The following is a 16650-nucleotide window of genomic DNA, read 5'->3' as shown; positions in this document are numbered from 1 at the left end:
CTTGTTGGGCGAGGCGAGAATCCTAAGGACGCACACGGGGCGCCATCAGCCCTCGACAAGAAGGCTGCGGGGAAAACGCAGGAGGCGGGGCTACGGAATGATCCGCGCAACGGTTATGTTGCGACGGAGGTTGGCACGTCCTCAAGCGACTGACGCCCCTTCCGCCTGCGATGCCGGTTTCCCGGCGATCGGCCGCTGCGACGATTGCTCCTTCACCGAGCACCGAATTTGCGTTGCGCGAGCCTTTGGCCCGCGCGGGCGAGGAGTCGTTTATGGGAATAGTCCGTTTTGCGCTGCGCTTCCCGCATACGTTCTACGTGGTGGCCGCCCTGATCCTGTTCCTGGGCGCGGTCAGCGTGATCGAGATGCCGACCGATATCTTCCCGGAGATCAACATCCCCGTGGTGACGGTGATCTGGAGCTATACGGGCCTCGCCACGCCCGAGATGGAGCAGCGCGTCTCCACCTACAGCCAGTATTCGATCTCTTCCAACGTCAACGGCATCAAGGACATCGAGGCCCAAACAATGGCCGGGTTGTCGGTGCAGAAGATCTACTTCCAGCCCGACGTCAATCTCGACCTCGCCATCTCGCAGATCGTCGCTGCGACCAATTCGATCCGCGCGCTGATGCCACCCGGCATCCAGCCGCCGGTCGTGGTGCAGTTCAACGCGTCCAGCGTCCCCGTGCTGCAGATCAGCCTGAGCTCCAATACGCTGAGCGAGCAGCAGCTCTATGATTACGGCATCTACCGCATCCGCCAGCAGCTCGCGCCGATCCCCGGCATCACGCTGCCGACGCCGTCAGGCGGCAAGTACCGCCAGATCATGGTGGACATCGATCCCAACAAGCTGACGGCCAAGGGGTTGACCCCGCTCGACGTGGTCAATGCCGTCAATGCCCAGAGCCTGACTCTTCCGGCCGGCACCGCCAAGTTCGGCAAAACCCAATATGTCGTGCGCACCAACGCGACGCCGCCCTCGATCGACGATCTCAACAACATTCCGATCAAGGTCGTGAACGGCGCGACCGTTTTTATGAAAGACGTCGGCCAGGTACATGACGGCTGGCTCGTGCAGCAGAATGTCGTGCGCGAAAACGGCCGGCGCTCCGTGCTGCTCTCCATCATCAAGAACGGCAATGCCTCGACGGTTTCGGTCGTCAATGCCGTGCACAAGGCTCTGCAGACGGCGCGCGCTGCCGCACCTCCCGGCATGGAGATCACCGAGCTGTTCGACCAGTCGGTGTTCGTGAAGGATTCGGTCAAGGGCGTGTTGCGCGAGGGCGCGATCGCGGCCGCGCTGACCGCGCTGATGATCCTTCTATTCCTGGGATCGTGGCGGTCGACCGTTGTGGTGATGGTCTCGATCCCGTTATCGATCCTGGCCTCGCTGATCGTTCTCTACTTCATGGGCGAGACGCTGAACACCATGACGCTCGGCGGATTGGCGCTCGCCGTCGGCATCCTGGTCGACGATTCCACCGTCACGATCGAGAATACCCATCGCCTGTTGACCGAGGAAGGCCAGCCGTTGCCACAGGCCACGCTACATGGCGCGGCCGGGATCGCGGTGCCAACGCTGGTTTCGACCCTCGCAATCTCCTGTGTGTTCACCTCCGTGATCTTCCTGGACGGGCCGGCAAAATATCTGTTCACACCGCTCGGCCTTGCCGTCGTGTTCGCCATGCTCGCCTCCTATGGCCTGTCGCGGACGCTGACGCCCATCATCATCGGCCTGTTGCTTAAGGGCGAGCATCACGGGCCATCGGACAGCGCACCAAGAGGCTTTTTTGCCCGCTTCCATGCCGGCTTTGAACGCAATTTCGAGAGAATCCGGCATTCCTATTCGGGCGCTTTGCGGGAGCTCATGACCCATCGGTTCATCCTGCCGATTATCATGGTGGTGGTGCTGGCGCTTGGCGCCGTGCTGTTTCCGATGGTGGGACGCGACTTCTTTCCGGTCATCGATGGCGGCCAGATCCAGCTCCACGTCCGTGCGCCTGCCGGCAGCCGGATCGAGAACACCGAGCGCATCTTTCAGCAGGTCGAGGACAAGATCCGTCAGGTGATCCCGGACAGCGATCGCGACCTCATCGTCGACAATATCGGCTTGCCGGCTCGTCCGTACAATCTTGCCTTCACCGACGGCTCGACCATCGGCGTCAATGACGGCGTCATCCTGGTTTCGTTGAAGGAAGGCCATAAGCCGACCGCCGAGTATGTCCGCAAGTTGCGCGAGGTGCTGCCGGTAGCGTTTCCGGAAGATACGTTCTACTTCCAGGCCGCCGATATCGTCACCCAAATCCTGAATTTCGGGCTGCCGGCGCAGATCGATGTTCGTACCGTCGGCTACGACCGCGCCAACAATCTGCGTGTCGCCCAAGAGCTGCGCCAGCGGATTGCCGCGATATCAGGCGTGGCAGACGCGCATTTGCAGCAGGAGGTCAACGCGCCGGCCTTCTTCGCCAACATCGACCGCAGCCGCGCAGCGCAGCTCGGGCTCAATGCCGACACCATCGCCACCAATCTCAACGTCTCGCTGAGCTCATCGGAGCAGGTGACGCCGAATTTCTGGACCGATCCGACATCCGGCATTCCCTACTATTTGGCAGTGCAGACGCCGGAGCGGAAGATCGCGTCCCTGAACGATCTCGCCAATACCCCGGTCTCGACATCGGTCGCCTCGGTCCAGACCGACACGCCAATTCCGGGCCTGCTCAGCAATGTCGCGACCTTCAAGCGCACCAGCGTGCCGACCAACGCCAACCAGGCCAATGTGCAGCCGGTCTACGAGGTCTACGCCAGCGTGCAGGGGCGCGATCTGGGCGGCGTCGCCAGCGACATCCAGAAGATCGTTGCCGACGCCCAGAAGCAGTTGAAGCCGGGCAACACCATCCAGGTGATCGGGCAGATCCAGAGCATGAACAGTGCGTTCATCGATCTCGGTATCGGGCTCTTGTTCGCGGCGGTCTTCGTCTACATGCTGATGGTCGTGAACTACCAGAATTTCGGCGATCCCTTTGTGGTCATCCTGGCGCTGCCGGCGACGCTCTGTGGGATCCTGTTCATGCTCTTCGTCACCGGCACCACCCTCAACGTGCCGTCGCTGATGGGGGCGATCATGGCGGTCGGCGTCGCCTCCGCCAATTCGATCCTGCTCGTGACCTTTGCGCGTGAACAGCAGCTTGCCGGGAAGAGCGCGTTCGAGGCGGCAATCGAGGCCGGCCACACCCGAATCCGGCCGGTCCTAATGACGGCTGCCGCAATGATCGTCGGCATGATCCCGATGGCGATCGGCGGCGCCGGCGAAGAGCAAAATGCCGCGCTTGCCCGCGCCGTGATCGGCGGGCTTTTGTTTGCGACACCAACGACATTGCTGGTCGTCCCATATCTGTTCGCCATGCTGCGCAAGGGCAACGACGGCAAGAAACATCACGGGGTTTTCGACGAGGTGCTGGAATGAACTACAACGGGCCTATCAACGCGCAGGATGTGAGCGAGAGCGACCACGCACCCGACGCGCCGGTCCCTGCCGTCGCGAAGCCCAAGCGGCGAGGGCGCCTCCTCGCGCTCGGCGTGATCGTGCTGCTCGGGGGCGCATTGACATCCGGTGCCTGGAACCATCTCACGCAATATCGCCAGACCGCGGCGGCCTCCGAGGCGGAGCGCGACCTTGTTCCACAGGTCCGGCTTGCGACAGTCGAGCCCAGCAGCGGCATCGAGGTGGTCCAGTTGCCCGCGACCACTTCGGCCTTTGCCAGCGCCAATATCTTCGCGCGCGCGTCCGGCTATATCGCCCAGCGCGAGGTCGATATCGGCGACCACGTGAAGGCCGGGCAGCTGCTGGCGGAGATCGTGGCGCCCGAGCTCGATCATCAGATCGCCCAGGCCGAGGCGACGCTCGCCCAGCTCAAATTCGCGCTGCAGCAGGCTGAAGCCAACCGCGTGCTCGCCAAGGTCACCTGGGACCGCGACCGGCCGCTGGTCGAAAAGGGCTGGGTCACCGCGCAGCAGGGCACCATCGACGAGCAGACCCTGAAAGCGCAGGAGGCCGCGGTCCAGGTCGCGCAGGCCAACATCGGAGCAGAAGAGGCGCAGGTGCAGGTGCTGCACCAGCAGAAGATCTATCAGCATGTGGTGGCGCCGTTCGACGGCGTCATCACGCAACGCAATATCGATGTCGGCAGCCTGGTGCAGGCGGACGCGACCTCCGGCACCTTCATGTTCACCTTGATGCAGGGCAATGTCATCCGCACCCAGGTGTTCGTGCCCCAAGACGAGGCCTTCGGCCTCAAGCCAGGTATTGAGGCCGAAGTGCATGTGCCGGAGATCCCCGATCGCGCCTTCCCGGGCAAGGTGACGCGGATGGCCGACGCCATCCAGCCGGGCTCACGGACGCTTTTGACCGAGGTCGATATCCCCAATCCGGACCACACGCTCACGCCCGGGATCTATTGCACCGTCGAACTGCACATCCCGCGCAAGACACCAAGCCTCAAGGTCTCTGCCGACGCCATCATTTTCAACCAAAACGGTACGCAGGTCGCCGTGGTCGACAATGGTGTGGTGCATTTCCACAAAATCGACATTGTGCGCGATCTCGGCCGCGAGGTTTTGGTCAACAGTGGGGTGAAGCAGGGCGATCAGGTCATCCTCAACCCCTCCGTCGATCTCGCCGAAGGCACCAAGGTGCGCACTCGGCCGCCGACTGCAGTGTCCTGACAGGGCGCACGCCAGGTCCAGCCGGGCCAAATTCCAGCTGGATAGGCGCCGCATCGCCGTGACATGATCCCCGAAACTTCGGTTTCGGGGTATCGGCATATGATGACGCTGCGGCAGGTCGAGGTGATCCGCGCGGTGATGGTCACGGGGACCATCGGCGGGGCGGCGAAACTGCTCAACGTGTCGGCGCCGGGCATCAGCCGGCTGGTGAAATACACCGAACGCTCGCTCGGCATCCGCTTTTTCCATCGCCAGAACGGACGCTATTTTCCGACGCCGGAAGCGCAAAACATCTTCGAGCAGATCAATGGGGTCTACAAGAAGGTCGACGATCTCACCGAGATCATCTCCAAGATCGGCCGCGGCGAATTGTCGGAATTGCGCATCGGCTCGGTGCCCTCGATCGCGCAGGTGATGGTACCTCGCGCCATCGAGCGGGTGCGGCGGCGCTACCCGGATCTCGGCATCGACATCAACATCCTCAAGATCGAGGAAGCCATCGACTATCTGATGCTCGGCCGCGGCGATTGTGTCGCCATGAGCTACCGGCTCGACCACTCCGGCCTCGACTTCCTGCCGCTTGCTTCCGGCGAACTTTATTGCATCGTGCCGCCGGGTCACGAGCTTGCCGGTCGCAAGCAAGTCTCGGCCGCCGAAATCGTGCGCTATCCCCTGATCGGCATCGATCCCAACGATCCCTATGGCCGGATCATGGCGGAGATTTTCGCGCGCAATAAGCTTACCTACAACATGACCATCCGCGCCCGCTTCGGCACCACCGTCTGCGCGCTGGTGAGGGCAGGGCTGGGGATTGCAATTATCGACCAGTTCACCGTTGCGCATGGCGGCTATCCCGGCATCGAGCTGATCAAGATCGCCGAGCCCACGCGCTTCGACACCTATATCGCGGTCAAACGAGGAGCGGCGCTGTCGCTCCACGTCGAATATTTCATGCAGGTCTTGCGGACGGAAATGCAGGCGCTGGAGCCGGCACGAGCAGCCTCGAGGGGTACGGTGCAGCGGCTGCGGCGAAAATAACATCATGTTAGACCTGTCGGAAAAATGGGTAATTGTGTTAGCCTGCGGAAGCGCTATCGTTCTCGCGAATCCAGACCTGTTTTCCGCGGCTTGCGGAGACAGCGCAGCAAAGCGAGACGACGGCGAACGTGTCCAAACCAATTGCGCAATCCAAAAAGCTCCTCACCGGCCTGATCGGCGCACCGATTGCACACTCGGCTTCGCCCGCGATGCATGAACGGGCCGCGGAGGCCCTGGGCTTGCGCGGCCACTACCAGCTGATCGAGGTGGCGGGCGCCAGTGCGGCCGAACTGGCCATGATGCTGGAGGGCGTGCGTCGGCTGGGCTTTGCCGGCGTCAATGTTACCTTTCCCTACAAGGAGGCCGTCGTCGGCCTGTTTGATGAGCTCGCGCCGACGGCAGCCGCAATGGGTGCGGTCAATACCGTCGTCGCGAGGGACGGCCGGCTGATCGGGCACAACACCGACACCACAGGATTTGCGCGCGCCGCGGCGCCGCTGGTGCAAGCCTCCGGTCACGGCGCGGTGGCTATTATCGGTGCCGGCGGCGTCGGCAAGGCGATCGCCTTTGCGCTGGCCGGCCTCAACGTAGCAGGGATCCGCATCTTCGATGCAGAGCGCGAGCGTGCCGAGAGGCTCGCAAGGTTGCTCCCGGCGCGCGACGGCATCGTCGTTGCCGACAGCGTCGAGGATGCGCTGCGCGGGGCTGCGGGCGTCGTCAACGGCACGCCAGTCGGCATGCTGCCGAGCCGGGCGACGCCGGTGCCGGCGACATTGTTGCACGAGGGGTTGTGGGTCGCGGACGCCGTCTACTCGCCGTTGATGACGCCGCTGCTTCTCGCCGCGCAGGCCAAGGGCGCGCGTATCATGACGGGGCGGGAACTGGCGATCTACCAGGCGGCCGATGCGTTCGAGCTGTTCACCGGCCTTGCGCCGTCGGCTGAAGTCATGGGAGATGCATTCGATCGCGTGATGGCGGAACGAAAATCCGCTTCCCACGCCGCCTGACGATACGGCCGGGCCAAGGCCGCCGCGGGGTGACTGAAGCAAGACTTAGAACAAAAAAAGAGACCAGAGGGAGGACAGGAATGAGGCCAACAATCCTGGCAGGCGCGCTGTTTGCGATCGGAAGCTTGAGCGCTGCGTTCGCGCAGTCGAGCGGGCCGATCAAGCTCGCCGACGTCGCCGAACTCTCGGGCGGCGGCGCTACCGTCGGCACCAACTGGAAGAACGGCATCGACCTCGCGGTCGAGGAGATCAACGCCAAGGGCGGTATTCTCGGCCGCAAGATCGAGGTCACCCATGCCGATTCCCAGTCCAATCCGGGCGTGGCACGCGCCCAGGTCCAGAAGGCCCTCGATGACGAGCCCTATGTGCTGCTTGGGCCGGGCTATTCCGGCTCGGTGAAGGTGACAGCGCCGTTGGCGGCCGATGCAGGCATCACCCAGATCATGGGCGGGGAGGCGGCCGAACTGACCCAGATGGGCGACAAGTTTCTGTTCCGCACGTCCTTCGGCCAGCAATCGTCGATGCCCAAAGTGGCGAAATACATCAATGACGAGCTCAAGGCGAGATCGGTCGCGGTCGTCTGGGTCAACAATGATTTCGGTCGCGGCGGACGCGACGTCATTGTCAAGGAATTCGGACGCCTCGGCATCACCGTGGTCGCCGACCAGTCGACCGAAGCAGGACAGAGCGATTTCGCAGCCGACGTCAGCAAGATCAAGGCTGCTTCTCCCGATGCCGTCTTCATCTATCTCAATGAGGAAGAGAGCGCGCGCATTCTTAAAGAAATCAAGCGCCAGGGCGTGACCGCGCCGCTGATCGGAGAAACCACCCTGGTCGGCCAGAAGGTGATCGAGCTTGCCGGAGGCGCCGCCAATGGCGCGCGCGGCCATGTCGGGCTGACCACCGATGCGCCGGTCGATCTGATCAAGCAGTTCCGCGACAAGTTCGTGAAGAAGTACAACTACGTCCCCGATCACAACGGCATCAAGGGCTATCTGGCCGTCTACATGGTCAAGGCGACCACCGACAAGATGGGCAAGGTCGATCCGAAGGCTTTCGCCGATACGCTGCACGGGCTGACCATCAAGGCCACTGAGGAGCCCGGCATGCTGATGGACGTCACCTTTGACGAACATGGCGACATCGACCGTCAGGGTTTCCTGGTCGAGGTCGTCGATGGCAAGCAGGTGGTGACGCAGGTACTCCCGAAGCTCCATTAGAGCATCGATAGGACAGGCAATGGCCAGTCTGCTGGATCTTCTCGTTGCAGGACTGGCCACCGGTGCAATCTACGCACTGGTGGCGGTCGGGTTCACGCTGCTGTGGCAGACTTCCCAGACCATCAATTTCGCGCAAGGTGAGTTCGTGATGCTGCCGGCGTTTTTGATGCTGGCGGCGATGCATGCGGGCGCGCCGTTCTGGCTCGCCATCGTCATCGGCATCCTGCTCTCGATGATACTGCTCGGCCTCGCCTTCAAGATGCTGCTGGTCGACCCGATGCTGCGCCATGGCGTGCTCCCCCTCGCCATCGCGACCATGGCGCTCGCGATCGGCATGAAGGAGGCGGTGAAGCAGTTCTTCTCTGCGGAGGCCTCGCCGTTTCCGTCCATCGTTCCCACGAACGACATTTCGGTCTTCGGCCATGTCATATCGCTGCAGAGCCTGGGTGTCTTTGTCGTAGCGATCCTTGCCGTGATGGGTCTGACGGCGCTGCTCAACCGCACCTCGCTCGGCCACCAGATGCAGGCTGCGGCGCAGAATCCGACTGTCGCACGCATCATCGGCGTGCCCGTCGAACGCATGATCCTCCTGACCTTTCTCATCAATGCGGTGCTGGTCGCGCTCGCTTCCCTTCTGATCACGCCGATTTATCTCGCCAAATTCTCGAGCGGCGAGGTGCTGGGGCAGGCGGCCTTCATCGCGGCTATCGTGGGCGGCTTCAACCAGGTGCGCGGGGCCATTGCGGGCGGCCTCTTGATCGGCGTGCTCGATAACCTCTCGGCCGCCTATGTCTCGACCCAGTACCGCGCCGCGGTGCCGCTGATTTTCCTGATCGTCATCATCCTGTTCCGTCCGCAGGGCCTGTTGGGCCGTTCCGAGGAGCGCACGGTGTGAGCGCGAACGGCAGATATCTCCGGATTGCGGCGGGACTCGTGGTGATCGCCGCCTTGATCGCGATCCCCGCCAATTTCAACCGTTATGGCCTGTTCATCCTGAGCCAATGGGCGGTGATGACCATCGCCGCGATGGGACTGAACCTGACGTTGGGCTATGCCGGGCAGGTGTCACTGGCGCAGGGCGCATTCGTCGGCGTCGGCGCCTATGCCAGTGCGATCCTGACCACCCACGGCTGGCCGCTGCCGGCGGCGCTTGGGGTTTCGATCCTCACGAGCTTTATCATCGGCTGGCTGCTTGGCTATCCGGCGCTGCGGGTGCAGCACCATTATCTCGCTTTCGTCACGCTCGCCTTCTCGACGCTGGCCTTCCTGGTGTTCCGCAACGAGAGCTGGCTCACGGGAGGCATCTACGGCATCAGCAACATTCCGCGGCCGCATATTTTCGGCTTCGCCACCAACAAGCCGCTCCCGTTCTATTATCTCTGCCTCGGCTCGCTCGCGATCGTGTCGCTGGCGGTTTGGTGGCTGATCCGTTCGCCCTGGGGGCGTGCCTTCATGTCACTGCGCGAAAATCCGTTGCGCGCGCAGTCGCTGGGCGTCGACACCCGCCGCTATACGCTGATGGCCTTTGCGATCGGCTCGGCGCTTGGCGGCGTCGCCGGCGGGCTCTATGCGCCGCTCACGCAATACATCGATCCGGTGCCGTTCAACCTGTCGCTCTCGCTCGACCTGTTGATGATGGTGATCGTCGGCGGCTCCGGCTTCTTCTTCGGTCCCTTCCTTGGCGCCATGATTGCCGTGCTGCTCCCGGAATGGCTGCGCTTCACGCAGGGGTATTACCTGATGCTCTACGCGATCGCGGTCATCGTGCTCCTGATCTGGTCGCCGACCGGCATCCTGGGGATACTCGATCGCTTCCTCGCCAATCGCCGCACCAAGACCGCGTCCGCGCTCCGCGCCGTCGCAAAATCGAGACTGGAGACGGTGCAATGAGCGCGGTTCTCGAAGTCACCAACATCAAGAAGAGCTTTGGCGGCATCACGGCCGTCAGCGGTGTCAGCTTCGACGTCCATGAGGGCGAGATCCTCGGCCTGATCGGCCCAAATGGCTGCGGCAAGTCAACGCTGTTCAACTGCATTCTCGGTCAGCTGACACCGACCACGGGCGAGGTCAGGCTCGACGGCCGAACCGTCACCGGCATGCGCCCCTCCGAGCTCAATCGGTTGGGCGTCAGCCGCACGTTCCAACTCCTGCAGGTGTTTCCCAAACTGTCAGTGCGCGAAAACCTGATCCTCGCGGGACAGGAGCACCAGGGCAGCATGACGTCGCGCCTGTTCGGCCGCTCGGATGCCGGACTGACAGGGGCCGCCAACCAGATGATCGGCTTTTTCAAGCTCGAGCATCTCGCGGGCGAGCAGGCCGGCGGTCTCTCCTACGGCCAACAAAAGCTGCTCGATGCCGCCATGGCCTTCATGGGCGGGCCACGACTGGTACTGCTCGACGAACCCGCCGGCGGCGTCAATCCCTCGATGCTGGCAGATCTGAAGGACAGGCTGGTTGCGATCAATCGCGAGAAGAACGCGACCTTCGTGGTGATCGAGCACAACATGGAATTCGTGATGTCGCTCTGCTCGCGCGTCATGGTGATGGCGGAGGGCAGGGTGCTGGCAATGGGACGGCCGGACGAGGTGCGGGCCAACCCGGCCGTGATCGACGCCTATCTCGGACATTGAGGGCAAAGCCGTGAGCGACAGCATCCTATCCGTTCACAACCTCATCGGTGGCTACGGCAAGATGACGATCCTGAACGGCACCACCTTTTCGGTGCCGCGAGCCGCGATCACGACGGTGATCGGCCCGAACGGCGCCGGCAAGTCAACCGTGTTCAAGGCGATCTTCGGGCTGTTGAAGCTGCGCGAGGGCAAGATCGTCTTCAAGGACCGTGATGTCGTGGGATTGAGCCAGCGCGCGCTGCTCAATGCCGGCATCTGCTACGTGCCGCAGGGACGCAACATCTTTGCAGAGCTGTCGGTGCGCCACAACATCGAGCTCGGCGGCGTCGCGGCCGGGCGCGGGATCGATGTTGCGAGCCGCATCGAAGCCGCGCTCGACCTGTTCCCGGCGCTGCGGCGGAAGTCGGCGCAACAGGCTTCCACGCTATCCGGCGGCGAGCAGAAGCAGCTCGAGATCGCGCGCTCGCTGCTGCTCGATCCGCAACTGGTGCTGATCGACGAGCCCTCGATCGGGCTATCGCCGCTGATGGTGCAGCAGACGTTCAAGATCCTGCAAAACCTGCGCGATCGCGGCGTCTCCATCCTGATGATCGAGCAGAACGCGCGATCGGCGCTCGAAATCTCCGACCATGCCATTGTGCTCGAGCTCGGCCAGACGCGGCTCGCCGACAAGGCGGATCGCGTGCTGCACGATCCCCGCATCGGGCAGTTGTTCCTGGGCGGTGCCATGGAGGAGACGGCAGCATGAACAAGCGCTCGATTGCCACGGTTTCGTTGTCAGGCGCGCTCGACGAAAAGCTCCGCGCAGCCGCCGCGGCAGGTTTCGAGGCGGTCGAGATTTTCGAGAACGACCTGTTGTCGTTCGGCGCCGGCCCGCGCGAGGTCGCCGCGCTCTGCCGCGACCTTGGCTTAGAGATTTGCGCCTACCAACCGTTCCGCGATTTCGAGGGCATGCCCGAGCCTCAGCGCACGCGCAATTTTATCCGCGCCGAACGCAAATTCGACCTCATGCAAGCGTTGGGGACCGATCTGCTCCTGGTCTGCAGCAGCGTCTCGCCGGCCTCACTCGGCGGCATCGATCGCACCGCCGACGATCTGCGCGAGCTCGGCGAGCGAGCGGCGGCGCGGGGCCTGCGCGTCGGCTACGAGGCACTGGCCTGGGGCCGGCATGTCAGCGACTATCGCGACGCCTGGGAGATCGTGCGGCGGGCCGATCATCCCGCCATCGGCGTCATTCTCGACAGTTTCCATGCGCTGGCGCCGGCGTTCCCGACCCGCTCCATTCGCGCCATACCGGCTGACAAGATCTTCCTGGTGCAGTTGGCTGACGCGCCACGGCTCGAGCTCGATATCCTCTCCTGGAGCCGGCACTTCCGCTGCTTCCCGGGGCAGGGCGATCTCCCGGTGGCTGACTTCATGGAGGCGATCGCAGCAACCGGCTATGCGGGGGCGCTGTCACTGGAAATCTTCAACGACCAGTTCCGTGCCGGCTCCTCCGCCCGGACCGCGATCGACGGCCTGCGCTCGCTGATCCTTCTGGAAGAGCAGGTGGCCGCCAAATGGCCGAAACCTGCGCGACAAACGCTCGCGCCCAAGGCGCGGAGCCGCGGCACAGGCTTTGTGGAATTCGCCGTCAACGAGACCAAGGCTGCCGAGCTCGCCGAGCTGTTCGGCCAGATCGGCTTTCGCAAGACCGGCAAGCATCGCAGCAAGGCGGTGGAGCGCTGGTCGCAAGGCAAGGTCGAGCTGGTGATCAATTGCGAGGCCGGCGGCTTTGCACACTCGCACTACGTCACTCATGGTCCCGGCGTCTGCGCGATCGCGCTCGATGTCGAAGACGCCGCGCGCACGATGGCGCATGCCGAAGCGCTGAAGGCGCGTACATTCTATCAGCCGGTCGGGCCGGGTGAGCTGGAAATTCCGGCCATCCATGGCGTCGGGGGCAGCTTGCTCTACTTCCTCGACACCGCAGGCAAGAACTGGGACACTGATTTCGACGCCATCGCCAGTGATGCGAGCGGCGACCGGTTACGCGCGGTCGACCACATCTCGCAATCGATGCCCTATGATGAGATGCTGTCCTGGCACCTGTTCTACACCGGCATTCTCGATCTCAAGCGCCTGCCGCAGCAGGAGATCGCCGACCCCCGAGGGCTGGTGCAGAGCCAGGCGCTTATCAATACCGACCGGAGCCTGCGCTTTGTCCTCAACGGCTCGGCCGCCAATCGCACCTTGTCCTCACGCTTCATCTCCGAATTCTTCGGCTCCGGCGTCCAGCATATTGCCTTCATCTGCGATGATATCTTTGCTGCCGTGGCTGACATGCGGCGGCGCGGCGCGGGGTTCCTCGACATCCCCGACAATTATTACGACGATATCGAAGCGAAGTACGATCTTACGGCTGAGACGATGGCGGCGCTGCGGGCCAATCGGATCCTCTACGACCGCGAGGGCGACGGCGAGTTCTTCCAGATCTACACCCACATCTTCGATGAGCGGTTCTTTTTCGAGATCGTCGAGCGGCGCAACTACCGCGGATTTGGCGCGGCCAATGCGGCGATCCGGCTCGCCGCGCAGGAACGCGAGGTCCGACCGCTCGGCCTGCCGCGTATCTGACGCTTACAAGAAACAAAAGCGGGGAGTGCAACCATCGTCGAGCCCAAGACGCGCCCGAGCGCGGCGCCACCCCGGAGGTCGGCGACAGCGGCTTGAACCAGACCATGCATGGCAGGGTTACATCGCGCTGGCGTTTCGACCTCCGGGAAATGACTACAGCGGCAACTCAGTCTCGACGGAGAGGGGCACTTACCTGAAAACTGCCGAGGGGGCGGCACCGTTTGCCTGATCCATGATTAGTGACTGCGAAAGCACACCTACATAGATTTCGCAGAAACGCACAGCCCCCAAGTTACCTTGTTTGGGCTCGCAAGCTAAATCTAGAGACATCGTTTCAGAAGGCCTGCGATGACCCTGCTTGTGACTGTAAATGACGCGGAGGAGGATCAGACTGGCGCCCCTGATGTGAAGGCCGTGATCGCCGTTGTTGGACTTGCAATTGAGGCCAAAATAGCCGGGACGGCAGCGATGATCGCTGATGGTCACCGGACCGCCTTTCTCTTACGTGACGCCATCCGGCAGGGTGTGCGCGGCCTTATAAGCTTTGGCGTATGCGGCGGGCTAGATCCGAAGCTTCGGCCGGGTAAGGTTGTCATCGCTTCGTCGGTATTTGCCGGAAAAGATGAGGCTTATCCAAGTGACTTCCTCTGGGCCGAGGAGCTCCTTCGGATGATCCCTGGCTCTGGCTACTCTCCGATTGCTGGAGTGGCTTGCCCCATGACAAGTTTTGAGGAGAGACGGGACTTCCATGCCACCACCGGGGCTGTCGCGGCCGATATGGAATCGCAAATCGTGGCCCGAATTGCTGCTGAATTCAGAATTCCCTTTGCTGTTTGTCGCGTTGTTCTAAACCCTGCCCATAGGATACTTCCGAGAGCAGCGCTCATAAATATCGGACCCGCAGGTAAGCCTAGACTGCGTAAAATTGGAGGTTCGGTCGTTAAAGACCCACGGCAACTTCCTAGACTTAGCCGATTAGCCGTTGACGCTGTTATTGCGGTGAGGGCATTGCGCAGGGCCAAACGGCGGCTTGGAACTCACCTCGGTTTCCCGCACCTGCATTCACGCCGACCATTGAGCTGCCTGATTCCCGCAACGTCTGCTGCGCATCCGATGTAGGCTAGGAATTGAAGCAAAGCCGTCTCGGCGGCGTTGGAATCCCGCTCTCGCTGAAACAGGGATAGACGATTGCGAAGGGCGACGTCGCGAGCGCGCTCACGAGTCGGACTCCGGGTCGAGCTTCGGGATTGCTTGCGAAGCCTCGCGTGAGCGCAGGAAGGCCCTGCTCACCAAAAGTGCTGGCGCAGCCAAAAAGGCGGCCAAGACGGTCCACGAAATCATGGGCCGTGGCGCGGCTGGATGGCACTCAGGCAGATCGACCGCCGATCCAACGCAACCTCTTCGTTTCATGAAGCGCCAGACGAGCGGGTTCCACTGCCTCCAGACCTGCTCAGCCTGCGCTGACAACAGGCCGGAGACGATTTCCGGCGGTGGTCCAAAAACCTCAGGTAGCTTGTTCGATAAATCATCGTCCTTCAGCACGTCCCATTTCGAGTATCCGCCCATCACAGGAGAGGAAAGCGCGAACACGACCCGACCAACCCGCGCCTCTCTTGCAGGAAACGAACACATCGGGCAGGGCTCAACGATCGAATACAAGGTGCAATCCTGCAGACGCTTTCGTTTCAAGACCTTTTGTGCCTCGGAAAGCGCCACGAGCTCCGCGTGTCTCGTCACGTCGCCCTCCGATGAAACGCAATTTGTCGCCTCGGCAATGACGTGTCCGCGAGTAACGATTAGGGCGCCGAACGGCAGCTCTCCTTTCTTCGCTCCATGTTGAGCGAGCTTGAGGCATCGCTCCATCATTTGCAAATCTTGAAGGTAAGCTTCCTGCCTGCTCATAAGCATCAGCTGATCCATTCGGATTAACGAGCCGCCAGGTTGGACCACAAATCGTGTCACGCGCTATGCGCATTCGGCAGGCCTCTGAAGGCGCAGCCGCTTTCGTCGGTCCGCGCCTTCTCCGCGAGGCCGAGCAAGACTTGTGCACACGCTATGCACATTCGGCCGGCAGCCGAATAGAGCACAGCCAAGATGGGCGAAGCCGACGCGAGCATTCTTTGATTCGCATAAGGTATATTATGGAATATATTTATATCAAAATAGATCAGATACTTAGCTGAAAATGCTGCTGCGGTGGATCAGCTCTGTCGTCATTCTCGTTGGCTTCGCGGTGATGTTACAGGCCGTTTTCCGCCTCAGCTCAAAGCCGATATTGCCGCCGGGCACGCACGCTGCAATAAGCGGACGTCGCCTGCCGTGCTGCGGCTGATCGCAGCTCACAACAACAAAGGGTTTGAGGGAGAGATCGATGAGCTTTTCACGTCGCGCGCTATTGAAGGCTACCGCCGCCTCGGCTGTCCTGGGCGGCTTGTCAGCCCCCATGGTGGCGCGGGCTCAGGCGGCCGAATTTTCCTACAAATACGCCAACAATCTCCCGGACTCCCATCCCCTGAACGCGCGCGCCAGAGAAATGGCCGCTGCAATCAAGGCCGAGACCAATGGCCGTTTCGATCTGCAGATTTTCCCCAACAACCAGCTCGGTTCCGACACCGACATGCTGAGCCAGATCCGCTCCGGCGGCGTCGAGTTCTTCACGCTGTCGGGCCTGATCCTGTCGACCCTGGTGCCGGCGGCCTCGATCAACGGCATCGGCTTTGCGTTCCCGGACTACGATACGGTCTGGAAAGCCATGGACGGCGATCTGGGCGCCTATGTGCGGGGCGAGATCAAGAAGGCCGGCCTCGAGGTGATGGACAAGATCTGGGACAACGGCTTTCGGCAGACCACGTCGTCAACCAAGCCGATCAATGGCCCTGATGATTTCAAGGGCTTCAAGATCCGCGTGCCGGTCTCGCCGCTCTGGACCTCGATGTTCAAGGCCTTCGATGCGGCGCCCGCCTCGATCAATTTCAGCGAGGTCTATTCCGCGTTGCAGACCAAGGTCGTCGAAGGCCAGGAGAACCCGCTTGCCATCATCTCGACCGCCAAGCTGTACGAGGTGCAGAAGTACTGCTCGCTGACCAACCATATGTGGGACGGCTTCTGGTTCCTTGCCAACCGCCGTGCCTGGCAGGCCTTGCCGGCTGACCTGCAGGCCATCGTCGCCAAGCATATCAACGCCGCCGCTGTGAACGAGCGCGCTGATGTGGCAAAACTTAATGCCGGCCTGCAGCAGGACCTCGCGGCCAAGGGCCTGGTGTTCAACCAGCCGACCACCGCGCCCTTCCGCGAGAAGCTCAAATCCGCCGGCTTCTACGCCGAGTGGAAGGGCAAGTATGGCGATCAGGCCTGGGATCTCCTGGAGAAGGCCGTAGGCAAGCTGTCGTAAGCTTGCAGATCAAGCCCGAGCCGGA

Annotated in this window: 13 protein-coding genes; 12 read left to right on the top strand and 1 reads right to left on the bottom strand. The window is 62.2% G+C overall.

Annotated features, from left to right (window positions below):
- The first annotated feature begins 272 nt into the window (after nucleotides 1–272).
- The 11 genes from A3AI_RS0135890 (at nucleotide 273) to A3AI_RS0135840 (ending at nucleotide 14353) form a co-directional block, all read left to right on the top strand.
- A complete protein-coding gene (locus A3AI_RS0135890; protein ID WP_024520147.1) occupies nucleotides 273–3464 on the top strand; it encodes an efflux RND transporter permease subunit in 3192 nt (1063 codons plus the stop codon).
- Nucleotides 3461–4723 carry an efflux RND transporter periplasmic adaptor subunit gene (locus tag A3AI_RS0135885; protein WP_024520146.1) on the top strand — a complete coding sequence of 421 codons (1263 nt, stop codon included), beginning with the start codon at nucleotides 3461–3463 and terminating at the stop codon, nucleotides 4721–4723. The genes A3AI_RS0135890 and A3AI_RS0135885 overlap by 4 nt, the downstream gene beginning before the upstream one ends.
- A 99-nt stretch (nucleotides 4724–4822) precedes the next feature.
- Nucleotides 4823–5761 (top strand): LysR family transcriptional regulator, encoded by a 939-nt coding sequence (locus A3AI_RS0135880; protein ID WP_024520145.1) that lies wholly within the window; start codon nucleotides 4823–4825, stop codon nucleotides 5759–5761.
- 128 nt (nucleotides 5762–5889) lie between these two features.
- Complete coding sequence (locus A3AI_RS0135875) at nucleotides 5890–6768, top strand: shikimate dehydrogenase (RefSeq protein ID WP_024520144.1); 879 nt, start codon at nucleotides 5890–5892, stop codon at nucleotides 6766–6768.
- A gap of 80 nt (nucleotides 6769–6848) precedes the next feature.
- The gene (locus tag A3AI_RS0135870) at nucleotides 6849–7988 is read left to right on the top strand and encodes an ABC transporter substrate-binding protein (RefSeq protein ID WP_024520143.1); all 1140 of its coding nucleotides are present in this window, start codon (nucleotides 6849–6851) and stop codon (nucleotides 7986–7988) included.
- A gap of 19 nt (nucleotides 7989–8007) precedes the next feature.
- The gene (locus tag A3AI_RS0135865) at nucleotides 8008–8883 is read left to right on the top strand and encodes a branched-chain amino acid ABC transporter permease (RefSeq protein ID WP_024520142.1); all 876 of its coding nucleotides are present in this window, start codon (nucleotides 8008–8010) and stop codon (nucleotides 8881–8883) included.
- Nucleotides 8880–9878: a branched-chain amino acid ABC transporter permease gene (locus A3AI_RS0135860; protein ID WP_024520141.1), complete on the top strand. Its 999-nt coding sequence runs from the start codon at nucleotides 8880–8882 to the stop codon at nucleotides 9876–9878. The genes A3AI_RS0135865 and A3AI_RS0135860 overlap by 4 nt, the downstream gene beginning before the upstream one ends.
- Nucleotides 9875–10618: an ABC transporter ATP-binding protein gene (locus A3AI_RS0135855; RefSeq protein WP_024520140.1), complete on the top strand. Its 744-nt coding sequence runs from the start codon at nucleotides 9875–9877 to the stop codon at nucleotides 10616–10618. Before A3AI_RS0135860 ends, A3AI_RS0135855 begins: the two co-directional genes overlap by 4 nt.
- A 10-nt stretch (nucleotides 10619–10628) precedes the next feature.
- Nucleotides 10629–11366: an ABC transporter ATP-binding protein gene (locus A3AI_RS0135850; RefSeq protein WP_024520139.1), complete on the top strand. Its 738-nt coding sequence runs from the start codon at nucleotides 10629–10631 to the stop codon at nucleotides 11364–11366.
- The gene (locus tag A3AI_RS0135845; protein ID WP_024520138.1) at nucleotides 11363–13234 is read left to right on the top strand and encodes a bifunctional sugar phosphate isomerase/epimerase/4-hydroxyphenylpyruvate dioxygenase family protein; all 1872 of its coding nucleotides are present in this window, start codon (nucleotides 11363–11365) and stop codon (nucleotides 13232–13234) included. The genes A3AI_RS0135850 and A3AI_RS0135845 overlap by 4 nt, the downstream gene beginning before the upstream one ends.
- A 348-nt stretch (nucleotides 13235–13582) precedes the next feature.
- Entirely contained in the window at nucleotides 13583–14353 is a 771-nt protein-coding gene (locus A3AI_RS0135840; protein ID WP_051382637.1) for a phosphorylase family protein, read from the top strand.
- A gap of 96 nt (nucleotides 14354–14449) precedes the next feature.
- On the opposite strand, the gene A3AI_RS44150 is transcribed toward A3AI_RS0135840, so the two are convergent.
- Nucleotides 14450–15154 carry a nucleoside deaminase gene (locus A3AI_RS44150; protein ID WP_051382635.1) on the bottom strand — a complete coding sequence of 235 codons (705 nt, stop codon included), beginning with the start codon at nucleotides 15152–15154 and terminating at the stop codon, nucleotides 14450–14452.
- A 451-nt stretch (nucleotides 15155–15605) separates the two neighbouring features.
- Here A3AI_RS44150 and A3AI_RS0135825 point away from each other — a divergent pair, with 451 nt between their 5' ends.
- Nucleotides 15606–16625: a TRAP transporter substrate-binding protein gene (locus A3AI_RS0135825; protein WP_024520135.1), complete on the top strand. Its 1020-nt coding sequence runs from the start codon at nucleotides 15606–15608 to the stop codon at nucleotides 16623–16625.
- Nucleotides 16626–16650: the final 25 nt, after the last annotated feature.

Source organism: Bradyrhizobium sp. Tv2a-2 (genome assembly GCF_000472425.1).
Lineage (GTDB): Bacteria > Pseudomonadota > Alphaproteobacteria > Rhizobiales > Xanthobacteraceae > Bradyrhizobium.
The sequence above is the reverse complement of the archived record's forward strand: the minus strand, read 5'-3'. Positions and strand labels throughout refer to the sequence as shown.

Excerpts from the sequence above, each read along its gene's own strand:
- A3AI_RS0135855 (WP_024520140.1), top strand. The coding sequence starts at position 9,875 with ATGAGCGCGGTTCTCGAAGTCACCAACATCAAGAAGAGCTTTGGCGGC.
- A3AI_RS0135885 (WP_024520146.1), top strand. The coding sequence starts at position 3,461 with ATGAACTACAACGGGCCTATCAACGCGCAGGATGTGAGCGAGAGCGAC.
- A3AI_RS44150 (WP_051382635.1), bottom strand. The coding sequence starts at position 15,154 with ATGGATCAGCTGATGCTTATGAGCAGGCAGGAAGCTTACCTTCAAGAT.
- A3AI_RS0135845 (WP_024520138.1), top strand. The coding sequence starts at position 11,363 with ATGAACAAGCGCTCGATTGCCACGGTTTCGTTGTCAGGCGCGCTCGAC.
- A3AI_RS0135865 (WP_024520142.1), top strand. The coding sequence starts at position 8,008 with ATGGCCAGTCTGCTGGATCTTCTCGTTGCAGGACTGGCCACCGGTGCA.
- A3AI_RS0135840 (WP_051382637.1), top strand. The coding sequence starts at position 13,583 with ATGACCCTGCTTGTGACTGTAAATGACGCGGAGGAGGATCAGACTGGC.
- A3AI_RS0135825 (WP_024520135.1), top strand. The coding sequence starts at position 15,606 with ATGAGCTTTTCACGTCGCGCGCTATTGAAGGCTACCGCCGCCTCGGCT.
- A3AI_RS0135890 (WP_024520147.1), top strand. The coding sequence starts at position 273 with ATGGGAATAGTCCGTTTTGCGCTGCGCTTCCCGCATACGTTCTACGTG.
- A3AI_RS0135880 (WP_024520145.1), top strand. The coding sequence starts at position 4,823 with ATGATGACGCTGCGGCAGGTCGAGGTGATCCGCGCGGTGATGGTCACG.
- A3AI_RS0135870 (WP_024520143.1), top strand. The coding sequence starts at position 6,849 with ATGAGGCCAACAATCCTGGCAGGCGCGCTGTTTGCGATCGGAAGCTTG.